Consider the following 21,194-nt stretch of genomic DNA (forward strand, 5'->3'; position numbering starts at 1 on the left):
CCGCTGAGTTGTCGATCGGACCACACCATAGGTGAACTCGTCCGATACTTCAGGTAGTTCACCAGTGGTCTGTGCGGGCAACGACAGGGAACGAGGGCCCGTTGGTTCCCCCGGAGACCAACGGGCCCTCGAAAGAGTGTTGTTCAGACACTCGCCGGTTCGGTCATCGTGGTCCTGTCCATGGCCTCCACGTTGAGCCGTGGCAGCGGTTCCGTGTTGGAGGGGCGGAGGTGATGACGTTGCGGACGATCGCGGCACCGGGATGCCGGGTCGGTTCGCGGGCCGCGACCAGGCCGACGATCGCCCACGGGGCCACGGGGGTGCCGACCACCTTCAGCCGGCCTTCACCCCTGACTTCCACCAGCGAGTTGACGGGCTCCGGGATGTCGTGGGTCTCCAGCCACGTCCTGATCGACTCCAGCCCCGTGCCCCCACCGATGGGGGCGGCCCCGGCCCGGCACAGTTTGATCCCGTTGTCCCGGGCCGGGTTGTGGCCGGCCGTGATCATCGCGCCGGGCATGTCCAGGCTGCCGGAGGCGTGGTGGAGGTAGTAGAGGTAGTCGGTCGAGCCGCGGCCGGTGTCGATCACGTCGGCCCGGCGGAGTTGGCCCCGGCTGCGAAGGCGGCGGCCAGTTCGGGTGAGGTGGCGCGCATGTCCCGGGCCACGACCACGCGGGGGGCCCGCGTCAGCCGTATGAACAGGGCGCCGATCCGTTCGGCGATCACGGGATCGAGCCGCGTGGGGACTTCTCCGCGGATGTCGTACGCCTTGACCAGACGGGAGTAGTCGGTCATGGGGTGGTGTCTTTCCGGGGAGGACGGGCGGGCAGGGGGCACAGACGTCGGTCAGGCGGCTTCCTCCGTGGTGAGCCAGCCGAAGGCCGTCACCTCCGCGGACGCGGTCTTCAGGTCCTTGGCGTTGTCCACGCCCCGCCAGTAGCCGTTGATCCGGTAGGCCGTCAGCCGGTCCTGCTCGGCGAGGGCCGGGAAGGTGGTGTCCTCGTGGTCCCCGAGATCCGGCAGCAGAGCGGTCACCTCGGGCTCGAAGAGGTAGACGCCCGCGTTGATCCAGTGCGGCAGCACCGGTGCCTCGGCGAACCTGGTGACGCGGTCGTCGCCGCTCAACTCCACGACGCCGTACGGCGATTTGAGCGGAGTGACCGCCACGGTGGCCAGTGCGGAGCGCTCGATGTGGGTGCGGGCCAGGTCGCGCAGCGAGAACCGGGTCAGGATGTCCCCGTTCAGGCCCACCCAACGCTGGTCGAGGTACGGCAGGCGCCACGCCGCGTGCTTGAGCCCGCCGCCGCGACCGAGGGGTTCGTCCTCGACGACGACCCGTACCCGCAGCGGCAGACGGTGGGACGCTAGGTACTCCTTGAGGACATCGGCCAGGTGGCCGCAGGAGACGACGACGTCTTCGATGCCCTCGGCCGCCAGCCAGCGCGCCTGGTGTTCGAGGATGGGACGGCCGGCGACCTCGACCAGGGCCTTGGGGACCCGGTCGGTGTGCGGGCGGAGGCGGCTGGCCCTGCCGCCGGCGAGGATCACTGCCTGACGGACCGGGGACGCGTCCGGGCCGGTCGGGGCAGGGTCGAGCGTGCTGTTCATGGTGTCTCCCGGGGATGGCTGAGCGGATGGTTCGGGGATTCGGACTCCGCCGAGGGGTCAGACGGGTCCGATGTGACCGGTGGATACGGCGAAGCCGGCGAAGTCGGCGTACTGGGCGCGCGGCGTCGCCCAGCTCGGATCGCTGCCGCCGAAGAAGGTGGAGAAGAACACCCCGTCGATGCCGAGCCGGTCCGTCGTACGGAACTCCAGACCGCCGGCGTGCAGGACGCGTCTGTCGTCCAGACTCACGTCGATCGTGCCGTCGGAACGGCCGGGGGTGTTGAGCCGGACGGCCTGTTCCACGCAGACCCAGCGGCCCGTCGGCCAGTGCCACGAACCCCGGCCGAGCGACGTGCCGTGCTCGACGGAGGTCGGCAGATAGGCGTACACCTCGGCCGCGCCGTCGGTGCGCCACATGTAGCGGGTGGACAGGCCGTTGTCGCCGTCGGGAATCCGTCGGCCGCTGGTGACGGTGCCGCCGTACAGGCCGGGCAGCTTTCCGCCCCTGACGAAGTCGAACCCTCGGGGGAAGCGGACGTAGTACCGCAGATGGAGGGCGTCGGCCGGGCCGGACTTCAGGGGCAGGTAGAGCTGTGCGCCGCCCGCCGGCCGGTGGTAGTCGCGGGACACCGTCGGACTCGCCGACAGGGCCGGGTACCGGACGCGCACCACCTGTCCCAACTCGCTGTCGCGCCGCGGCAGGAACACGGCCCGGGCCAGCCCGAACGAGCCGCTGTTCCCCGGCCGGACCGCGGGCCCGAAGAACCGTTCCACGCCGGCCTTGTCGTCGCTCAGGCCGGTGCCGGGGTGAGGGCCGGAGGGGCTGGGTGTGGCGCTGTGGCCGCCCTTTCCGTCGTCGCCCCGGTGCTCAGGGGACGGACCCGAGCACGAGGCGAGCAGGACGACCGCCGCTGTCGCACCGAGCGCGATGAGTCGCCTTCTGCGCATGCTGCCGCTCCTGTCCTTGAAGTACGGGGAAGTGATGGGGTGTTGGGGAGATGGCCGGGGGTGCGGGGGCCGCTTCGACCGTCAGGCGGTGTTGCGCACATGGCGCGCGACCTTGGGCCGAGGAGTGCGGCGATGGCGCACCTGATGGACGGTCTGCAGGGCGATCGCCGCGAGGAGCGCGACGATGGCCGCGAAGCCGAGCCAGGGGAACGGCGGCAGAGTGACCTCGGTGTGGCCGTGGCGCAGGATCTCCCCGTCGCCGGCCATGGCCAGCGGCGCGCGGACCCGGGAGTCGGTGATGTCGATGACGGCTCCGCGGTCGGCTTCGATGCCTTTGCGCTCGGCGAGGACGTCCAGTCCCGTGCCGGTCGCCCGTACCGTCCGGGCGAGGTGTATCCCGCGGTGCGCCTCCGTGATGGTCAGTCCGTCGAGGCGGGCCGGGGCTCCCAGATCGACGGCCGTGCTTGCTCCGGAGACCGAACCGCCCTTGATCCGCAGCCCTTTCGACGCGGACGCCAGGCCTTTCCCGGACGCGTTCTCGACCCGCACCGAGGTCAGTGAGACTCCGGTGGTGGTGGCTGCCGCCGTCACTCCGGTCCGGCTGTCGCTGATGGTCACGTCGCGCAGGGCGGCATCATGTGCCCTGCCGTTGACGGAGATTCCGGTGCGGGAGCCGTCGATCCGTGTCCCGGTGACGGTGACCTGGGGACCGGACACGGAGATTCCCCGCGCGAAGTCGCTCACCGTTCCGTCCATGACGGTGGCGGAGCGGATGTCCTGGTCGAGCGAGATTCCGGTGCGGCCACCGCTCAGCCGGGGCTTGTGGACGGTCACCCGGCTGCCGGGGCCGGTGACGGAGACCGCGACCTTCGTGTGCCGCACGGTCGCGTCGGAGACGGCGCAGTTCACACAGGACAGAAGCCGTATGCCACCGCCCCGGTCGGATCCGGAGTCGGCCCCGACGAGGCTGAGACCGTTCTGCGGGGTGGCCCGGATCCCGATGCCCTTGTCGTCCCGGGTGGTGACCCGTGACAACGTCCGCCCGTCGGTGCCGCCGACGGTGACGCCGTTGCGGCCGTTGCTCCGAGCGGTGAGCCCGGTGACAGAGGTTCCCGTGTCGCCGTTCAGGACGAAACCGTCCTCGGCGGAATCCTTGGCGGTGACGTCGTCCAGACGCACCCCGGCGGAGCCGGCCAGCCGCAGGCCGGTGCGGTTGCCCTGGAAGGTGGAGCGGACCGCCGAACCGGTGCCGCCCTTCCCCCAGGTGACACCGGAGAACCGGGAAGGGGCCCGGCCGGACAGCCCGAAACCGGAGACGGTGCTGTCGGTGATGTCGAGCCGGCCGCCCGCCCCCATGTAGAGGTAAGGACGTACGGGCGTGTCGTCCGCGACGTCGCCCCCCTCGGGGCCGGCCGCGGTGAGCGTGGTGTCGCGTATGTCGAGCGTTGCCCTGCTGCCGCGTATCCACGTTCCCGAAGCCGCGGAACTCCCCGCGGTGAACAGCACCTTCCTGGTCACCCGCCCGATCCGCAGGGTGGTCCCGGGAGTGAGCAGCACCGCCGCCCCGACCCGTACGGCGGACGGGTCGTCGCCGTCCTGAGTGATCCAGCCCGGCCCGGTGTTGGCGGCCAGCCAGCTCATCCGGACATCCCCCGTGCCGGGCGTACGGCGGGATTCGAGGACGCCGTGGCGGACGAGGTCCACGACACCCGGCCGGATCACGACGAGCCGGTCCGGCCTCCCGTTGCGCTGCCAGGCGGCGAGGTCGGACTGCGCGGGATCCGCGGCCGTCGCCGGGGCCACCGCGGCGGACACGGCGGACAGAGCGGTGAGCGCGGTCACCGTCACGGCCATGGACATCCTGATGGCGGTGGTCCTCACGCGGTCACCTCGCTCTCCGCGGGCTGTGCCGCGCTCTGGCTGGTGCGTACGACAACGCCGTTCTCGACGGAGACCTGACGGGTGAGCCAGCGCTGCTTGCGGATCGTGGCGAGTGCGCAGAGCTTGACCGCGGCCATGGCGAAGGAGACCAGCACGAAGCCGGGGACGAGGAAGAACGAGGACGGCTTGCGGACCAGGTGGGGGAGGATCTTCATGGACCGGCTGACCCACCACCAGACGGCCAGACAGGCGACGAAGAACCAGTCCTGGCGGATCACGGCAAGGGTCATGAAAGCCGGGGCGAGGAGCAGGGTGAAGCCGCTCACCCCTTTGTCGATCATGGTGAAGGCGAGGAACGGATGGCGCCAGACCCAGCGCCGGGACAGCGCTCGCAGATCCGACCGCCAGGTGTTGCGCGCCCAGCGCAGCCGCTGCTTGAGGAAGATCCTCAGCGTGCCGGGGAACGTCGACCAGACCCTTGCGGAGCGCTGCATGAAGGCCAGGTGTCCGCGTTCCAGGATCAGTGTGGTCAGCCGTTTGTCGTCACCGGACATGCACGGGACGCCCATGAAGGTCTCGGCCATGAAGTCGTCGGAGATCTCCAGCAGCAACTCCCGGCGGTAGACGGCGGTACGCCCCGACAGACACGAGACGGCCCGGCCCATCACACTCTGCGAAGCGTTTTCGTCGAAGTACCGGTAGTCGAGGAACATGTCGTTGACCCGTTGAAGGAAGCCCTGCGGGTTGTAGACGTTCTGCCGGGTGCCCACCCCGCCGATCCTCGGATCGGCGAAGGGCATGCAGGTCTCGGCCGCCACGTCGTGGGCCCAGATGGTGTCGGAGTCGACGAGGGCGACCAGGTCCGTGCTCGCCGCCTCCCAGCCGCGCACCAGGGCATCACGTTTGCCGGGGACGTCGGTGACGACGACGGTCACCGGATAGCGCGCGGCGATGTCCTGGCACGCGTGATCGGTCGCGTCGATGACGAGGATGACCTCCTCGACGTCGTTCGCCAGCCAGGACGCGATGGCGTGGGCGAAGATCGTGGGGTCCTCCTGGTAGACCGGGACGACCACGCTCATGGGGAGCCGGAAGTCGTTCTTGACCGGCTTGTACAGGACGGCGGGCGCACGGCGCAGCAGCCAGCAGGTCCAGCGCACCAGGCCGAGGACGCCCAGCGGCAGATAGATCAGGTAGTACCGGAGATCAACGAGGGTGTTGTCGAGAAGTCCGTTCATGGAGCCTGTTCTCAAGAGGCCCGCACGGCCGACGGGCAGCGGGGGAGAGGTGCCGGGCGGACGGCCGGGAAGGTGCGGGGGAGCGGTGGACGCGCGGAGCGCGCCGGAAGCCGGGGCTCGGGCGGGGGCGGCCTCGGGGCAGGAGGCACCCGCTCCGGAGAGGGGGGAAAGAGGGGTGGTCCCGGAGCGGGGCGAGAGCCCCGGGCACCCGAGCCCCGGCGGTCCTTGGAAGCGGGGCGCGTGTCGCGTGGCGCCGGTGGTCAGCGCATGTCGGCCGGTTCGCCGGCCGCCGTGGCCATCCGGTCGTTGACCTCGACCACGGCCTTGAGCAGCGGCATGCGCAGACCCATGGAGTCGGCCACGCCCAGGAAGCCCTGGGTGTCCTTGGGCAGGCACACCCCGCCGTAAGGGGTGCCGCCGCGAATGCCGTAGAGGGGGTTGAGGGATCCCTCGGCGGACCGTGCCACGGTCTGGGCGATGGGGTCGAGCTCCAGTCCCAGCTCCTTGGTCACCAGCCACATCTCGTTCCAGAAGCTGATCTTCGTCGCGTTGTAGATGTTGTGCGCGCACTTGATCAGTTCGGCCTCGGCCGGGTTCGAGAAGAACCGTATGTCGCCGCCGAACGGCTGGAGCAGTTCTCCGAGCCGTTCCCGGGTCCGCACGCTGCGGGACGCGACGACCGTCATCCACGGGTGCCGGAAGTCCTCCACCGCCGACGCGGCGCGCAGGAACTCCGGGTTGCTCGCGACCGTGAACCCCTCGCCGGGCGTCCTGCCCGAGTGCAACTCCAGTAGTGGCTCCACCACTTGCTCCGCCGTGCCCGGCGGAACCGTCGACCGCACCACGACGACGTGGGACTCGTACGACTCCCGCAGCGCCTCTCCCACCGACACGGTGCCCGTCTCGAACGCGGAGAGGTCGTAGGTGTGCCCGACGTTGGGCGTCGGCAGCGTGAGGATGATGAACGAGCTCGGCTCGGCGCGCAGGTCGAGCCTGCTCTGTGCGTCCAGGCCCTCCGAGCGGAGCGCCTCCAGCCGCTGTTCGTCGACGTCGATGAACGTCACCTTGTGGCCGGCGTGGAGGAACCCCCTGCCTGTCGCGGTTCCCACGACACCCGAGCCCACAACGAAGATTCGCGCCATGCGAAGTTACCTCCTGTGAAGTGTCCGACACCGGCCTGCGGGCAATGGAGAAGCCCGCGAGCACGGTTCATGAGTGCGAGGTACGGGAAAAGGAAGCGCCGTTATGACCTTGCACGCCGGAGTAGACGGACCACTCCGTCAATGGGTTCCGTCGCCCATGGAGAGAACCCGGTTTTGGAGGCTCAAGGAGAGGGCTTTTGTCTGAAATTCACAACCTGAGAAGCGAAGAACGCGCAGCTCAAATCCGGTTTGAAGATTCTTTACCAAAACTCCGGATTGATGGCGGAAGTGTTGCTCTGAGACTGGCCATGCCACATTGCGGGGCCCAGTGTCAATCCTCCGCATCGCCCGGAGCCTGCTTTTCCGTACCCGGTTGGGCGGGTTGAATTCTGTCGAATGGAGTGCGAAATTCCACCGGCCGCGTCATTTGAAAGGGAGGGCGTTTGTGATTTCCCGGCATATGAGAACGCTGTGAGAATATCCTGGGATCGAGGGTGCCTTTTCCGGCCGGGTCCGGGACGGGTGGCCCATGCAATCGGTGATCGCGCGGTGCCGTGCGGGCGTGATCGACGCGGTCCCACCTGTGCTGTTGACTCGGTGCGGTCGTGCCGTTGCGCCTCAGGTCCGCTCCGGGGCCGATACCGGGGGTGCGACGATCGTGCCCCCGTGACAGACCCTGGCGTTGTGTCGAGCGGGGCGAGCCATTGACGATCTCGGACCGGGGTGAATTGCCTGGACGTCCGGGCCGGCACCGAGCGCGGTGGCGCCTGTGGTGGTGATGGGGATACGGGAGTAAAGGTCAATATCTGTGGGCGTGTTGCCCGGTGCGACCTGCCGCCGCCAGGGTCGCCCGCAGCCGGACATGGCGGCAGCCCACCGGGTCCGGACGGGCCGGAACCGGTGGGCATGCCTGCCTCTGCTTCACCGAGGGCAACCAACAGGCCCTCGGCCAGCGGGAGTTACACCCGCAGGCGCTCGCCCTCGCCGGCCACCGTGGACGGGATCGGCTCCGGAGCCTCGTCGTGGGTGAGATCGGGAAGGCGGTGGAGCCACTTCGGGAAGTACCAGTTGCGCTCGCCCAGCAGCGCCATCACCGCCGGGAGCAGGACGCCCCGGATGACCGTCGCGTCGATGAGGACCGCAGCCGCGAGGCCGACGCCCATCTGCTTCATCGACTGCATGGACAGCGTGCCGAAGATCGCGAACACGGCGACCATGATGATCGCGGCGCTGGTGACGACGCCCGCCGTGGTGACCACGCCGTGCTGGATCGCGTCGCGGGTCGTACGGCCGCGCAGCCTCGCCTCGCGGATGCGGGAGACGACGAACACGTGGTAGTCCATCGACAGGCCGAACAGGATCACGAAGAGGAACAGCGGCAGCCAGGTGACGATCGCGCCGACACCCTCCGCGCCCACCAGCGAGGCGCCCCAGCCGTGTTGGAAGACGGCGACGAGGATGCCGTAAGCGGCGCCCACCGAAAGGAGGTTGAGGACGATCGAGGTGATCGCGACCGTCAGCGAGCGGAACGACAGGAGCATCAGCAGGAAGGCGAAGACCACGACGAACGCGAAGACCGGTACGACCGATCCGAGGAGCTGGTCGTTGAAGTCGTGCGAACCGGCGACCTGTCCGGTGATCGGCGCCTGGACCCCGTCGACCTTGCCGAGCGTGGCGGGCCGTACCTCGTCACGGAGTTTCTCCAGGCTCTTGGCCGCCTTGTCCTGGTCGGAGCCGCCGACGAGCGGGACGTAGACGAAGGCGACGTTCCGCGCGTCGTGCAGCTTGATGTCGACCGGGCCGAGCGAGGCACCCGAACTGACCGCCTCCGCCTTGAAGTCGGCGAGGGCCTGCTTGACCTCCGGCGCGTTGATGTCCTTCGCCTTGACGACCACCTCGGCCGGTTCGGAGCCGCCGGGGAAGGCGTCGTTGACGCGGTTGTAAGTCCCCACGATCGGGAGGGAGTTGCCGAACTCCTGGTCCAGGGTGAGGTTTTCGGTCTTCATGCCGATTGCGGGGGCGGCGATCGCCAGCAGCGCGCCGGCCGCGACGAGGACGGAGACCAGCGGCTTGGCGAGGACACCCTTGAGGACGGCGGTCCAGAACCGGCTCTCGCCGTTGCCCCGGCGGCTGCGTCGGCGCAGGAACGGTATGCGGCCCTTCTCCACCCGCTCGCCCAACAGCGAGAGCAGCGCGGGCAGTACGGTCACCGAGCCGACCATGGCGACCGCGACGACCATCAGCGAGGCCAGGCCCATCGCCTCGAACTCGGCGAGCCCGGTGAACAGCATGCCCGCCATCGCCACGCACACCGTGACACCGGAGACGATGATGGCGCGGCCACTGGTCGCGGCGGCGATCCGCAGCGCGGCCCCGGCGTCCCGGCCGGCCTCGCGCTCCTCGCGTTCGCGGCGCAGATAGAACAGGCAGTAGTCGACACCCACGGCCAACCCCACAAGCAGCATCACGGAGTTGGCGGTGTCGCTCATCGGCTGGACATGGCTGACGATGCCCATCAGACCCATCGTCGCGATGATCGCGGTCATCGCCAGAGCCACCGGCAGCAGCGCCGCGACCAGCGCGCCGAAGGCGATGAGGAGGATGCCGAGGGCGACGGGGACCGCGGAGTACTCGGCCTTCTTGAAGTCGTCGCCGAACGCGTCCTTGTACTGCTTCGCCATGCTGGCGCCGCCGATCTCCTCGATCCGCAGCGAGCCGTGGTCCTTCTGCACCCCGGCGACGGCCTTCAGTACCGGCTCCACCCGGTCGCCCGCGGTGTCCGCGTCGCCCCGCATGTCGAACTGGACCAGCGCGCTCCGGCCGTCCTTCGAGACCGTCTTCGTGTCGTACGGCGAGGTCACGTCGGTGACCTTGCCGGTCCCCTCGACGGCCTTGACGACGGCGGTGACCGCGGTGCGGAAGTCGCTGTCCGTGGAGGTGACCGACGCGTCCTTCGACTGGAGCAGGACGGTCTCACCGGCCGGTTCCTTGATCCCCGCGTCGTCGATGATCTGGGCGGCGGTGTGCGTCTCGCCCTTCAGCTGGTCGCTCTCTTCGACGTCCACCCGGCCCGCCGCCGAACCGATTCCCATCGCCAGCACCACGAACAGCACCCAGATGCCGACCGCGGCCCACCGGTGCCGGGCGCTCCAGCCACCGGCCCGGGCGGCGAGACCTCGCACCCGCGAATCTCCGTTCCCCATGACGGGCTTGCCCCCTTGCGCACGGTGACAGCCCCCTGCCGCCACCTCATGGATCGAAGGTATGCGCGGAATAAGAACGTCCCCTCGTGCTGACCGGTGAAGTACGGGGTGCCCGGCTCCTCCGCACGGACCCCGGGCCCTCACCACTGGGGAGGACGGCGGCCCCCTACATCTATCCGGGCGCCTCGGGGGCGGTGATCAGGGTGTCCGATGCGTCGGCAGGGGTCCGCTTTGTTATTAGGAAAGCTTGTTGAACAAGTCACAGGTGCTGGTAGGTGTGCCCTCAGGTGTTGATCCGGAGCCACCTCATCCGCCAGAGTTTCCGCGCACCCACGCACCACATGAAGCGGCCGTCGTGCCCACCCCCACGGGGCACGAAGGCCGCTCTATGGTGTGCGGATGACGACGACGTATGCGGCGCTGCTGCGCGGGATCAACGTGGGCGGCAACAAGAAGCTCCCGATGGCCGAGCTGCGCACGCTCCTCGAAGGCCTCGGGCACGACGACGTCCGCACCTACCTCCAGAGCGGCCAGGCCGTGTTCACGAGCGGTCACGGGGACGAGGAGTCCCACGCGGCGGAGATCGCCCGGGCCGTCGAGGAGCGGTTCGGCTTCACGGTCGACGTCGTCGTCCGCGACCACGTCTACCTGAAGGCCATCGCCGACAACTGCCCGTTCCCGGCCGCCGAGTTGGAGGCCAAGCAGCTCCACGTCACCTACTGCTCGCAGCCGGTCGCCGAGGACCGCTTCGCGGAAATCGACCAATCCGCCTTCCTCCCCGAGGAGTTCCGCCTCGGCGACCGCGCGCTGTACCTCTACGTCCCCGACGGCCTCGGCCGCTCCAAGCTCGCCGTCGAGCTGGCCAGGCCGCGCCTGAACAAGGGGCTGATCGCCACCACCCGGAACTGGAACACCGTGCTCAAACTGGTGGAGCTGACCGGCGGTTGAGATCCCTCCTGGAGGGAGAGATCCACGCTGTGCGAGGCTCGTCCCCATGCGCTACATCATCATCGGAGCAGGGGCGGTCGGCGGGGCCATCGGTGGCCGGCTGGCCGAGGTGGGGTGCGAGGTCGTCCTCGTCGCGCGGGGTGCGCAACGGGCGGCGCTGGCCGAGCACGGGCTGTGGCTCAAGGTGCCGGACGGGGAGTCGACGTACCGGCTGCCGGTCGTCGAACAGCCCGCAGAACTGGGCGAGTTGAGGCCCGACGACATACTCCTGCTCGCCGTGAAGACACAGGACAGCGAGGCCGCGCTCGCGGCCTGGGGACCCGCGCCGGTCGCCGGCGGCGGCACGGCGGCCGAGCGGCTGCCCGTCGTCTGCGCGCAGAACGGGGTGGAGAGCCAGCGCCTGGCGCTGCGCCGCTTCCGGCGGGTGTACGGCGTCTGCGTGTGGCTGCCCGCGTCCTTCGTCGAGCCCGGCGTGGTCGCCGCGGAGGGCGCTCCCCTCACCGGCATCCTGCACCTGGGCCGTTATCCGCACGGCACCGACGAGACCGCCCGGCTGATCGCGGCCGACCTGGAGAAGTCGCGGTTCGAGGCGCCGGTCGTGCCCGACGTGACGCGCTGGCAGTACTCCAAGCTCCTCGGCAACCTCGCCAACGCGATCGAGGCGGTCTCCGGGCCGCTCGGCAGCGAGGAGAGCTTCGCGTTCTACGGGCGGGTGCGGGCCGAGGGCGTGGCCGTACTCGACGCGGCCGGTGTCGCGTACGCGAGCGCCGAGGAGGAGAAGGAGGCGCGCGGCGACAGGATCCAGCTGGCGGAGGTCGAAGGCGCACCGCGCGGCGGCGGCTCCTCCTGGCAGTCGCTGAACCGGGGCACCGGCACCATCGAGGCCGACTACCTCAACGGCGAGATCGCGCTGCTGGGGCGGCTGCACGGCGTACCGACACCACTCAACGACCTGCTGCAACGGCTGGCCAACGGCTTCGCGCGCGAGCGCAGGGCGGCCGGTTCGCTGCCGTTCGACGAGCTGGTCCGCCTCGCCGACGAGGCCGTCGCGTTTGTTCAAGAGTCCTGACGGCGCGCTGCCTAGCGTGGGATGCATGACCAACGACGACCTGCACCCGGACGAAACGAACCACCACGACCTGCACCCGTACATGATCGAATGCGCCACCGAGGCGGCCCGTGTCGCGCGCGGTGTCCGTACGACACAGCTCGACGACCCGACGCACTGTCCCGACTGGGACGTCCGCGCCATGGTCAACCACTGGGTCCTCTACACCTCGCACGGCCTGGAGCACCGCGCCCTGCGCAAGCAGCTCTCCGAGGAGCTGACCGCCCGCGACTTCACCGCCGACCCGGACTGGGCGGAGGCCTACGCCGCCCAGCTGGACCGGGCCGTCGCCGCCTGGGCCGACCCGGCGGTGTGGGAGGGCGAGATCGACCTCGGCATGGCGAAGATGCCGGCCGGTGAACTCGCCCCGATGATCATCAAGGAGCTGGCGGTGCACGGCTGGGACGTCGCCACGGCCACCGGCCAGGAGTACCGCGTCTCGGACGGCGCGGCCCGCCTCGTCCTCGACGTGGTCGAGAAGCACGGCGCGCTCTACCGCCAGTACGACGGCTTCGCCGACCCGGTGCCGGTACCGGACGACGCCCCGGTCTTCGAACGGGCCCTCGCGTCCAGCGGACGGGACCCGAGGCAACGGGCCATGAGCAAATCGGACCACTGAAAAGACGAGTGATCGGGTCGCTGCTGGAGGTCGAGCGCGAGCGCCCGCGGGCCATTCCGCGCGGCGCGAAGGCCGCCGAACTCTTCGACAGTTTCCGGGTGTTGGCCACGCACCCCGACCTCTTCGAGCTGAAGCGGACGCGTGCCGGGGGACTGTTCTTCGACTGAACCGGTGAGTTGAAGTCGCGCAGTGACATAAACGCGACGAGTGGCGCAGTACAGAGAGCGACCCCCGCGACACGGCTCACGCCTGCGGGGGCCGTGCTGCGGACGGGCCGTCCGGGGTCCGACATCACAGGGGAGTGCCGGACTTCGGGCGGCGCCTCCCCACCGGTCGCCGGGATCGTTCACCCGCCGGGATGTTCGGCACGCCGACCCCGCCCCGACAGCCGTCCCGCGAGGCGCCCGAGCGTGCCCGGGCGGTTCCAGGCACGGAACGCGTCGAGTTTGCCGCGGCCCGAGCGGTCCAGCGCCGCCTCGACCTCCCCCTGCTCCCGCGCGGACAGCGCCCGCACGACCGGCCGCAGCACCTTGGCCAGCAGGGCGGTACGGGTCTCGTCCCAGCCGGGATACGTGCCCGGGAACGCGCTCCAGTCGCAGAACCGGTCGGCGAGATATGCGGGGTCGGTCCGCAAGCGGTCCCCCACCCGCTCCGAGCGGGCCGCGCGCTCGTACGCCGCGAGCAGCCGCGGCTCGCCCGAACGGGCCAGCGTGTACAGCTCGTTCTCCGGTGCCGCCCTCTCCAGAAGCCGCGACGCCAGGGCCTGGAAGGCGCGTTCGGCGACGGTGTCCGGCACCGGATCGGCGACGGCACCGGCCGTGAGGTCCAGCACCCGGCCGACCCACTCCTCGCCCTCGCTCCCGGTGCCCAGCCGCCCGGTGAACTCCAGCAGGAGCAGGGCCGTTCGCCGGCCCGGCCCCAGTTCCGTGGTGAAACAGCGGAGCAGATCGGTGGCGAGCGCCGGTATGCCGGGGTCGTCCGGGGGAGCGGCGAGTGCCGCCTCGATCAGCAACTCCCGGGTGCCTGCGGCACGGTGGGTGTCGGAACCCAGCTCCTTCAGCAGCAGGCTCGCCTCCGCGCCGGTCGGCAGTGCACCGCCGGGCCAGGTGAGGCGGAGAGCCGTACGCAGCACCGTCGGATCGGCGTGCGGCGAGACCCCGGCCGTGCGGAGCAGACCGTGGAACCGGTCGAGCCGATTGTCCGACCCGTCCGACCCGTCCGGCGAGACACACATCCGCAGATGCGGAAAGCCGGACTGCTGGAGGTCCAGCGGCAGCCCCGAACTCTTCAACACCCCTGCGGCAGAAGCCGGTTCGGCGGCGGCGAGCGTGTCGAGCGAACCGAACAGCGCCACCCGGAGCCCGGGGTGGGTGTGCACCGCGTCGAGGAGCGCGGGCGGACAGCCCACGCCGGGAGCCTCGCCGTTCGACGGGGACGCGGCCGGGGCGGTCACCGACTCCCGCGCCAACCGCTCGGCCAGTTGCGGCAGTTCGTCCTGGCAGTCGACGTCGAGCAGGTCGGCGGCCCGCAGCAGCGCGAGCGGCCGTCCGGCGGCCGGTTCGGCCGTGTCCGCGATACCGGCCCGCAGGGCGGGCGCGAGATCGCGGGCCAGGTCGTCGTGGTCCCGCGCGGTGAGGGACCCGGCGCGCAGCGTGGGCACCGGCCCATGGGCGAGGACCGCCGACGCCAGCACCCGCGCGGCGAGCGGCGCCGACACCGCGGCCGTCACCCGCCCGTCCAACCGGGCCAACAACGCGGCCAGCGCCACCTGTTCGGCCGCACCGGGCAGCGTGTCCGAGGGGGAGCCCAGATGCGGCACCGGGCCGCCGCACAACCCGGCGACCAACGCGGTCAGGGTGTCGTCCGGCAGCGTGCCCACCTGCTCGGCCGCCCAACTCGCCGCCACCGCACGGGCGTCCGTACGCAGGTCGATCCCCGCGACGAGGGCGGCCACCGCCAACGGGCCCAGATCGTCGGGGTCGTTGTGGAACAGGTCGGGGCGACCCGCGCGCCAGACGCGGGCGCACACCTCGGCCCAGGTGTCCGTGACCGGGCCGGACGGCGGGCGGCGCGTGCAGTCGTGCACGAGGTAGCGCGGGTCGTCGGCGACGGGCTCGGAGGACGGCAGCGCGCCGACGAGCTGCTGGCGGGCCTGCCGGGGGTCGCGGCTGTACGTCGTGAAGGTGAGCCGGTGCGCCTGTTCGCGGGGCAGGACCGTGCAGGCGAGCGCGATCCACCGGGCCACGTCGGCGCTGTGCTGCTCCACCACCACGATCTGCCCGGCGCCCGGATCCGCGGCCGCCGCCCGCACATCGGCGAAGAACGCGGCGAGCCGCTCGGCCCGGGACACCGCGAACGGGACCAGCGCCTCCTTGCGCAACAGCCCCGAGGGTTCGACGCGGTCGACGGGCTCGGCCCTGCCGTCCGGCGGAGCCGACTCGGCCCAACGCGGGGACTCCCAGGTGGAGATGGGCAGGACGCCGTCCGGCAGCCGGGTCCCGGCCGGCAACAGGACGGCATGCGCGTGGAAGGACACCGGACCCCCGGCCCAGTCCGTGCCGGTACACACGGAACGGCTCAACAGCCGCCCGCCGTCGGCGAGTTCGCTGAAGCCGAATACCGTCGGGAACCTCTTGAGCTGCTCGGCGTCGGGCTGCTCGGGGCTGTCGGGCGGTGGCTCGTACCCGAGGAGCCGCTCGGCCTCCCGCAGCACGCCCGGCGGCACCTGCGCGCCGACCACCGTGAACCGGGGGCCGGAATCCTCGGAACCGGACGGCGCCGAGGTGTAGTGCAGCTGGGCCGGCACAGGCCCTTCACGATGCCCGAACTCCTGACCCGCCACGTGTACTTGCTCCCCGATAGCCTGCAGAGGCACCATCCCAGCAGATCCGGGAGCCGGGGGAGACCCCTTTCCGGGAAACCGGGCAGGTGGGAACCGTGAACGCGCTACGCGCCGACGGCCGCGAGCACCGGTGTCAGGGCTGCCGCGTCGTAGCGCTCCAGCAGAACGCGCGCCACCTCCGGTGCCGGGCCGAGCACCTCGGCCAGCACATCCGCGTCCACCGCGCCCCGCGCGATGCGGTCGGGGAGGAAGCCGGGGGCCAGGACGTACGGGGCGACGGCGACGCGTTCGCAGCCCAGGGCCCGGAGTTCGCGTACCGCGTCCTCCGTGCGTGGCAGGGCCGCGGAGGCGAACGCGGGGCGCACGGCGCACCAACCCGTGCGCCACCACTCCCGCGCCAGGCCGTCGATCACCGCGATCGCCTCCGGGTCGGTGGACCCCGCCGAGGCCAGCACGATCCCGGTCGTGGACTTGTCGGCGGGCGTCAACCCGGCCTCGTACAAACGCCGTTCGAGAGCCCGCAACAACAACGGCGAGGGGCCCAGTACCTCCGCCTGCCGGATCCGCAGCCGTGCCGGTGCCTCCCGCAGGACCGCGGGGATGTCCGTCTTCGCGTGGAACGCGCGGGTCAGGAGCAGGGGGAGCGCCACCACGTCCCGCACGCCCTCCGCCGCCAGCGACTCCAACACCCCTTGCACGGAAGGGATGTTGAAGTCCAGGAAGCCGACCTCCACGCGCAGCCCGGGCCGCCGTGACCGTACCCGCCGGACGAGGGCGTGGACGGTCGCGGCGTGCCGCGGATCGCGGCTGCCGTGGGCGATGACGAGGAGGACCGGCCTCTGGTGCACGGGAATCAGCTCAGCTCTTCACCAGCAGACCGCGGCTGCGCAGCACCCACCGCTCCAGCGGGCTGAAGATCAGCAGGTCGATGGCGATACCGACGAACAGGATCAGGATGATGGCCTCGAAGACCATCGCCATGTCGCTGTTGGTACGGCCGTTCTCCAGCAGTTGGCCGAGGCCCACGCCCAAGTCCGGGAACTGCGCGATGATTTCGGCCGCCATCAGCGAGCGCCACGAGAACGCCCAGCCCTGCTTCAGGCCCGCCACATAGCCGGGGAGCGCGGCGGGCAGCGTGACGTGCCAAATGCCCTTGACGCCGGTCGCGCCCATCGTGCGGCCCGCCCGCAGGAACAGCGGCGGCACCTGGTCGACGCCGGACACCAGGCCGTTGGCGATCGAGGGGACCGCGCCGAGCAGGATCACCGCGTACATCATCGAGTTGTTCAGACCCAGCCAGATGACGGCCGGCGGCACCCACGCCACCGACGGCAGCGACTGGAGGCCGGACAGGATCGGGCCGATCGCCGCGCGCACGAACTTCACCCGCGCCACCAGCAGACCCAGCGGGGTGCCGATCAGCAGCGCGAAGAAGAAGCCCAGCAGACCGCGCGAGACGCTGGTCCAGATGTAGCCGAGGAGATCGCCCTGCAGCCAGGCGTTCTTGAACTCGGTGCCGACGGCGCCCGGCGAGGGCAGCTTGCTCGGGTCGTCGACGATCGGGGTCAGGATCAGCCAGACGACCAGGACCACCGCGAGGGCGACGATCGGCGGGAAGATCTTGTTGACGAAGGTCTGCCGGAAGGTCGGACGGCCGGTGACCGTGGTCTCCAGGGCGTCGAGGCCCGCCTCGACGCTCCCGGCGTCCTTGACCGTCGTCGTCTCAGTGCTGGCCATGACGGCGGATCTCCCCACGCAGTACATCGGTGATCTCAAGGGACAGTTCGGCCACGGGCGCGTCCTCGATGCGGCGCGGCTGCGGGATGTCCACCGTCCACTCGCGGGCGATCCGGCCGGGCCGCGAGGACAGCAGGATGACCCGCTGGGCGAGCCGTACCGCCTCCCGCACGTTGTGCGTGACGAACAGGACCGACAGGCCCGTCTCGCCCCAGATACGCGTCAGTTCGTCGTGCAGGACGTCCCGCGTGATGGCGTCGAGCGCCGCGAACGGCTCGTCCATCAGCAGGATGCGGCTCTCCTGGGCGAGCGCGCGGGCCATGGCCACGCGCTGTCGCATACCGCCGGACAGCTCGTGCACCCGCTTGCCGTACGCGCCCGGCAGCCGGACCAGGTCGAGCAGCTCCTCGGTCCGACCGCGCCGCTCGTCCTTCGGAACTCCCCTGAGTTTCAGGGCGAGTTCGATGTTCTTGCCCGCGGTGAGCCAGGGGAACAGGGCGTGCTCCTGGAACATCAGGGCGGGGCGGCCGTCCGTGGTGATGGACCCGGTGGTGGGCCTGTCGAGGCCCGCCACCAGGTTCAGCAGGGTGGACTTACCGCAGCCCGAGGCCCCCAGGAGGGTGACGAACTCGCCGGGCGCGACATCGATGGTGATGTCGTCCAGGACGAGCTGCTGCCCGCCCGGCGTCGCGAAGGACTTCGAGACGTGCTCAAGGCGTGCCGCGTGCTCGACCGACGCGGGGGTCTCCTTGGCGAGGGTCGTGGTCATGGTCGTCACCTCCTGGGAAGTCATCGGGATCCCTCGATCAGCTCGTGCCGAGACCGGCGGCGTCGACCGTGCTCTCACCGTCGGCCTTGAGGACCTTGTTGAGGAGCGTCAGGTCGTAGATGCCGCTCAGGTCGGGCTTCTCCAGCAGGCCCGCCTTCACCGCGTGCTCCGCCTCGGTGTTGAGGGTGGAGGCCAGCGGGTCGTTGGTGAACTGGATCGAACTCCACGCCGGGTCAAGGATGTTGGTGGGCAGCGCCTTGCCGGAGTCGGCCTCCAGCTGCTTGTTCGCCGCGGCCTTCGCCTCGGTCGGGTTGGCGTTGATCCACTTGTTGGCCGCGACCGAGCCCTTCAGCACGGCCTCGACGACCTTCGGGTGCGCCTTGAGGAACTTCTGCGACACGATGATGTTCGTGATCACGAACTTCTTGTCGGGCCACAGCGTCGACTCGTCGAGCAGCACCTTGCCGCCCTCGGCCACCAGCTTCGACGCGGTCGGCTCCGGCACCCACGCGCCGTCGATCGAACCGGCCTTGAAGGCGTCCGGGGTGATCTTGTTGTCGGTGCGGACGACGGTGACGTCACCCTTGCCGCTCTGCGCGTCGACCTTCCAGCCCTGGTCCGCGATCCAGTTGAGGAACGCCACGTCCTGCGTGTTGCCCAGCTGAGGCGTCGCGATCTTCTTGCCCTTGACGTCCTTCAGGGACTTGATCTTCTTCGGGTTGACGACCAGCTTCACGCCGCCGGAAGCCGAACCGCCGATGATCTTCAGGCTCTTGCCGTCGGACTTGGTGTAGCCGTTGACCGCCGGGGAGGGGCCGATGTAACCGATGTCGATGGAGTTCGAGTTGAGCGCCTCGATCTCGGAGGGGCCCGCGTTGAAGGTCGCGTACTCGGCCTTGGTGGCGCCCAGTTCCTTCTGGAAGAGGCCCTGTTCACGGCCGACCAGCGCGGTCGCGTGGGTCAGGTTGCCGAAGTAGCCGATCTTCACGGAGGCGAGACCGTCGATCTTGGAGGACCCGGCGGCGACCTTCTCCTTGGAGTTGGTGCTCTTGGAGTCCGACCCGTAACCGCACGCGGCGAGGGTGAGCAGGGGGAGCGCGGCGACCACGGCTATGCCGCGGCGCAGAAATGTCATGGGGGCGCCCCCATTCGAGCGAAGTCGAGAAAGGGGGAGGTTGACAGGCACGGGAGGGGTTCCTCTCGTTGGCCCGGCGGTCACGGTCTCAGGTCGTGGCCGGGAGGTCGGCAGGTCTTCGTTTTCGTCGTGTCCGGGACGGCAGGTGGGAGGACGGGGCGCGCAGGCAGTGCGCGTACGTCAGCCCGCACATCGCGCCACTCCGCCCTGCCCGCTGCCGAGGGCGCCGCTGCCGACGCGGCCGCCCTCCTTCGCGAACGTGGAGTAGAAGTCCCTCGACGTCATGTCAGAAGTCCCAACCGTCGTCGTCCGTACCGTCCTTGACCGGCTCGGGCGCCGCGAACGACTCGCCGACCATGCCGGCGGTCAGCGTCGTGCCGTCCGCCGGGTCGATCAGGATGAACGAGCCCGTGCGCCGCGAGTCGGCGTACGAGTCCACCGGCAGCGGCTCCGCGGTGCGGATCTTCACGCGGCCGATGTCGTTGGCGACGAGCTGTCCCGGATGCGGGTGCAGGGACAGGTCGTCGAGCGTGAGGCGGGACGGGATGTCCTTCACGATCGCCTTGACCGTGCGGGTGCCGTGCTTGAGGAGCACCCGGTGGCCCACGGTCAGCGGCTGGTCGGCGACATGGCAGACGGTCGCCTCGATGTCCTGCGTGGTCGCCGGGGCGTCCTTGCTGGGCACGATCAGGTCACCGCGCGAGATGTCGATGTCGTCTTCCAGAAGGACGGTCACCGACTGCGTGGTCCACGCTGTGTTGACCGGCTTGCCGAGCAGGTCGATGGCGGAGATCCTCGTGGCCCGCCCGGACGGCAGCACCGTCACCGCCTCGCCCACACGGAACGTACCGGCCGCGATCTGGCCCGCGTACCCCCGGTAGTCCGGCAGATCGGCGCTCTGCGGCCGGATCACGTACTGCACGGGCAGCCGCGCGTGGCAGTGGCTCAGATCGTGGGCGACCGGCACCGACTCCAGGTGCTCCAGGAAGGTCGGCCCGCCGTACCAGTCCATGTGCGCGGACGGCTCCACCACGTTGTCCCCGGCCAGCGCCGAGATCGGGATCGCGGTGATCTCCGGGACGCCCAGCTCGCTCGCGTACGCCGTGAACTCCTCGGCGATCGCGGCGAACACGGACTCCTTGTACTCGACGAGGTCCATCTTGTTGACCGCGAGCACCACGTGCGGCACCCGCAGCAGCGCGGCGATCGCCGCGTGCCGCCGGGTCTGCTCGACGACACCGTTGCGCGCGTCGACGAGGATCACCGTCAGCTCGGCGGTGGAGGCACCCGTCACCATGTTGCGGGTGTACTGCACGTGACCGGGGGTGTCGGCGAGGATGAACCGCCGCTGGGGCGTGGCGAAGTAGCGGTACGCCACGTCGATGGTGATGCCCTGCTCGCGCTCGGCGCGCAGTCCGTCGGTGAGGAGTGCGAGGTCGGGTGTGTCCTGGCCGCGGTCGGCCGACACCCGTTGTACGGCTTCGAGTTGGTCGGTGAGGACCGACTTGGAGTCGTGCAACAGCCGTCCTACGAGCGTGGACTTGCCGTCGTCGACCGAACCGGCCGTCGCGAACCGCAGGAGGGTCGTCTCGGTGAGTTCCGTGATGGTGCTCATGGTTAGAAGTACCCCTCGCGCTTGCGGTCTTCCATCGCGGCCTCGGACAGCTTGTCGTCGGCCCGCGTCGCGCCCCGCTCGGTCAGCCGGGAGGCCGCGATCTCGGTGATGACCTGCTCCAGCGTCACCGCGTCGGAGTCGACGGCACCGGTGCAGGACATGTCACCGACGGTCCGGTACCGGATGAGCCGCTTCTCCACGGTCTCGTCCGCCTTCGGCCCGCCCCACTCACCGGCGGTCAGCCACATACCGCCACGCGCGAACACCTCACGCTCGTGCGCGAAGTAGATGTCGGGCAGCTCGATGCCCTCGCGGGCGATGTACTGCCAGACGTCCAGCTCGGTCCAGTTGGACAGCGGGAACACGCGCACGTGCTCGCCGGGCGCGTGCCGCCCGTTGTA

The 21,194-nt window shown here is 70.2% G+C and carries 18 protein-coding genes and 1 pseudogene; 4 read left to right on the forward strand and 15 right to left on the reverse strand.

The genetic code is table 11. The features are described from left to right. Positions 1-163: 163 nt before the first annotated feature. The 8 genes from ACIBJH_RS39980 to ACIBJH_RS40015 form a co-directional block, all read right to left on the reverse strand. Positions 164-589, reverse strand: a complete 426-nt coding sequence (locus ACIBJH_RS39980) for a hypothetical protein (RefSeq protein ID WP_399121846.1) — start codon at positions 587-589, stop codon at positions 164-166. After that, positions 586-795 (reverse strand): hypothetical protein, encoded by a 210-nt coding sequence (locus ACIBJH_RS39985; RefSeq protein ID WP_399121847.1) that lies wholly within the window; start codon positions 793-795, stop codon positions 586-588. Before ACIBJH_RS39985 ends, ACIBJH_RS39980 begins: the two co-directional genes overlap by 4 nt. A gap of 51 nt (positions 796-846) precedes the next feature. After that, positions 847-1,608 (reverse strand): NDP-sugar synthase, encoded by a 762-nt coding sequence (locus ACIBJH_RS39990; RefSeq protein ID WP_399121848.1) that lies wholly within the window; start codon positions 1,606-1,608, stop codon positions 847-849. A 57-nt stretch (positions 1,609-1,665) separates the two neighbouring features. After that, positions 1,666-2,556, reverse strand: coding sequence for a polysaccharide lyase (locus ACIBJH_RS39995; protein WP_399121849.1), 891 nt, complete (start codon positions 2,554-2,556; stop codon positions 1,666-1,668). Positions 2,557-2,637: 81 nt separating this feature from the next. After that, positions 2,638-4,437: a right-handed parallel beta-helix repeat-containing protein gene (locus ACIBJH_RS40000; RefSeq protein ID WP_399121850.1), complete on the reverse strand. Its 1,800-nt coding sequence runs from the start codon at positions 4,435-4,437 to the stop codon at positions 2,638-2,640. After that, the gene (locus ACIBJH_RS40005) at positions 4,434-5,675 is read right to left on the reverse strand and encodes a glycosyltransferase (RefSeq protein ID WP_399121851.1); all 1,242 of its coding nucleotides are present in this window, start codon (positions 5,673-5,675) and stop codon (positions 4,434-4,436) included. The genes ACIBJH_RS40000 and ACIBJH_RS40005 overlap by 4 nt, the downstream gene beginning before the upstream one ends. Positions 5,676-5,935: 260 nt before the next feature. Continuing rightward, positions 5,936-6,817 (reverse strand): 2-dehydropantoate 2-reductase N-terminal domain-containing protein, encoded by an 882-nt coding sequence (locus ACIBJH_RS40010; RefSeq protein ID WP_399121852.1) that lies wholly within the window; start codon positions 6,815-6,817, stop codon positions 5,936-5,938. A gap of 959 nt (positions 6,818-7,776) precedes the next feature. Beyond that, a complete protein-coding gene (locus tag ACIBJH_RS40015; RefSeq protein WP_399121853.1) occupies positions 7,777-10,020 on the reverse strand; it encodes an MMPL family transporter in 2,244 nt (747 codons plus the stop codon). Positions 10,021-10,419: 399 nt separating this feature from the next. On the opposite strand from ACIBJH_RS40015, the gene ACIBJH_RS40020 reads away from it, so the two are divergent. The 4 genes and pseudogenes from ACIBJH_RS40020 to ACIBJH_RS40035 form a co-directional block, all read left to right on the forward strand. Beyond that, positions 10,420-10,968, forward strand: a complete 549-nt coding sequence (locus ACIBJH_RS40020; protein ID WP_399121854.1) for a DUF1697 domain-containing protein — start codon at positions 10,420-10,422, stop codon at positions 10,966-10,968. A gap of 46 nt (positions 10,969-11,014) precedes the next feature. After that, positions 11,015-12,037, forward strand: a complete 1,023-nt coding sequence (locus ACIBJH_RS40025; protein ID WP_399121855.1) for a ketopantoate reductase family protein — start codon at positions 11,015-11,017, stop codon at positions 12,035-12,037. A gap of 25 nt (positions 12,038-12,062) precedes the next feature. After that, on the forward strand, positions 12,063-12,695 hold the full coding sequence (locus ACIBJH_RS40030) for a TIGR03086 family metal-binding protein (RefSeq protein ID WP_399121856.1): 633 nt from the start codon (positions 12,063-12,065) through the stop codon (positions 12,693-12,695). A 47-nt stretch (positions 12,696-12,742) separates the two neighbouring features. Continuing rightward, positions 12,743-12,862 (forward strand): annotated as a pseudogene (locus ACIBJH_RS40035) (disulfide bond formation protein DsbA); the annotation flags it as partial. Between the two features lie 179 nt (positions 12,863-13,041). Here ACIBJH_RS40035 and ACIBJH_RS40040 read toward each other — a convergent pair. The 7 genes from ACIBJH_RS40040 to ACIBJH_RS40070 all read right to left on the reverse strand — a co-directional run. Further along, positions 13,042-15,537: a GTPase-associated protein 1-related protein gene (locus ACIBJH_RS40040; RefSeq protein WP_399121857.1), complete on the reverse strand. Its 2,496-nt coding sequence runs from the start codon at positions 15,535-15,537 to the stop codon at positions 13,042-13,044. A 104-nt stretch (positions 15,538-15,641) separates the two neighbouring features. Then, complete coding sequence (locus tag ACIBJH_RS40045; RefSeq protein ID WP_399121858.1) at positions 15,642-16,385, reverse strand: sirohydrochlorin chelatase; 744 nt, start codon at positions 16,383-16,385, stop codon at positions 15,642-15,644. Between the two features lie 10 nt (positions 16,386-16,395). Further along, positions 16,396-17,274 (reverse strand): ABC transporter permease, encoded by an 879-nt coding sequence (locus ACIBJH_RS40050; protein WP_359606157.1) that lies wholly within the window; start codon positions 17,272-17,274, stop codon positions 16,396-16,398. After that, a complete protein-coding gene (locus ACIBJH_RS40055; RefSeq protein ID WP_399121859.1) occupies positions 17,261-18,067 on the reverse strand; it encodes an ABC transporter ATP-binding protein in 807 nt (268 codons plus the stop codon). Before ACIBJH_RS40055 ends, ACIBJH_RS40050 begins: the two co-directional genes overlap by 14 nt. A 13-nt stretch (positions 18,068-18,080) precedes the next feature. Then, a complete protein-coding gene (locus ACIBJH_RS40060) occupies positions 18,081-19,178 on the reverse strand; it encodes an aliphatic sulfonate ABC transporter substrate-binding protein (RefSeq protein ID WP_399121860.1) in 1,098 nt (365 codons plus the stop codon). Between the two features lie 286 nt (positions 19,179-19,464). Further along, positions 19,465-20,793: a sulfate adenylyltransferase subunit 1 gene (locus ACIBJH_RS40065; RefSeq protein WP_399121861.1), complete on the reverse strand. Its 1,329-nt coding sequence runs from the start codon at positions 20,791-20,793 to the stop codon at positions 19,465-19,467. A gap of 2 nt (positions 20,794-20,795) precedes the next feature. After that, the coding region (locus tag ACIBJH_RS40070) for a phosphoadenosine phosphosulfate reductase family protein (protein ID WP_399121862.1) at positions 20,796-21,194 on the reverse strand (399 nt) is incomplete at its 5' end.

Source organism: Streptomyces sp. NPDC050548 (genome assembly GCF_044457385.1).
Classification (GTDB): Bacteria; Actinomycetota; Actinomycetes; order Streptomycetales; family Streptomycetaceae; genus Streptomyces.

What these genes read in the sequence shown, in the direction of transcription:
- ACIBJH_RS39985 (WP_399121847.1), bottom strand. Translation starts at nt 795, where the DNA reads ATGACCGACTACTCCCGTCTGGTCAAGGCGTACGACATCCGCGGAGAA.
- ACIBJH_RS39990 (WP_399121848.1), bottom strand. Translation starts at nt 1,608, where the DNA reads ATGAACAGCACGCTCGACCCTGCCCCGACCGGCCCGGACGCGTCCCCG.
- ACIBJH_RS39995 (WP_399121849.1), bottom strand. Translation starts at nt 2,556, where the DNA reads ATGCGCAGAAGGCGACTCATCGCGCTCGGTGCGACAGCGGCGGTCGTC.
- ACIBJH_RS40005 (WP_399121851.1), bottom strand. Translation starts at nt 5,675, where the DNA reads ATGAACGGACTTCTCGACAACACCCTCGTTGATCTCCGGTACTACCTG.
- ACIBJH_RS40010 (WP_399121852.1), bottom strand. Translation starts at nt 6,817, where the DNA reads ATGGCGCGAATCTTCGTTGTGGGCTCGGGTGTCGTGGGAACCGCGACA.
- ACIBJH_RS40015 (WP_399121853.1), bottom strand. Translation starts at nt 10,020, where the DNA reads ATGGGGAACGGAGATTCGCGGGTGCGAGGTCTCGCCGCCCGGGCCGGT.
- ACIBJH_RS40020 (WP_399121854.1), top strand. Translation starts at nt 10,420, where the DNA reads ATGACGACGACGTATGCGGCGCTGCTGCGCGGGATCAACGTGGGCGGC.
- ACIBJH_RS40025 (WP_399121855.1), top strand. Translation starts at nt 11,015, where the DNA reads ATGCGCTACATCATCATCGGAGCAGGGGCGGTCGGCGGGGCCATCGGT.
- ACIBJH_RS40030 (WP_399121856.1), top strand. Translation starts at nt 12,063, where the DNA reads ATGACCAACGACGACCTGCACCCGGACGAAACGAACCACCACGACCTG.
- ACIBJH_RS40050 (WP_359606157.1), bottom strand. Translation starts at nt 17,274, where the DNA reads ATGGCCAGCACTGAGACGACGACGGTCAAGGACGCCGGGAGCGTCGAG.
- ACIBJH_RS40055 (WP_399121859.1), bottom strand. Translation starts at nt 18,067, where the DNA reads ATGACTTCCCAGGAGGTGACGACCATGACCACGACCCTCGCCAAGGAG.
- ACIBJH_RS40060 (WP_399121860.1), bottom strand. Translation starts at nt 19,178, where the DNA reads ATGACATTTCTGCGCCGCGGCATAGCCGTGGTCGCCGCGCTCCCCCTG.
- ACIBJH_RS40065 (WP_399121861.1), bottom strand. Translation starts at nt 20,793, where the DNA reads ATGAGCACCATCACGGAACTCACCGAGACGACCCTCCTGCGGTTCGCG.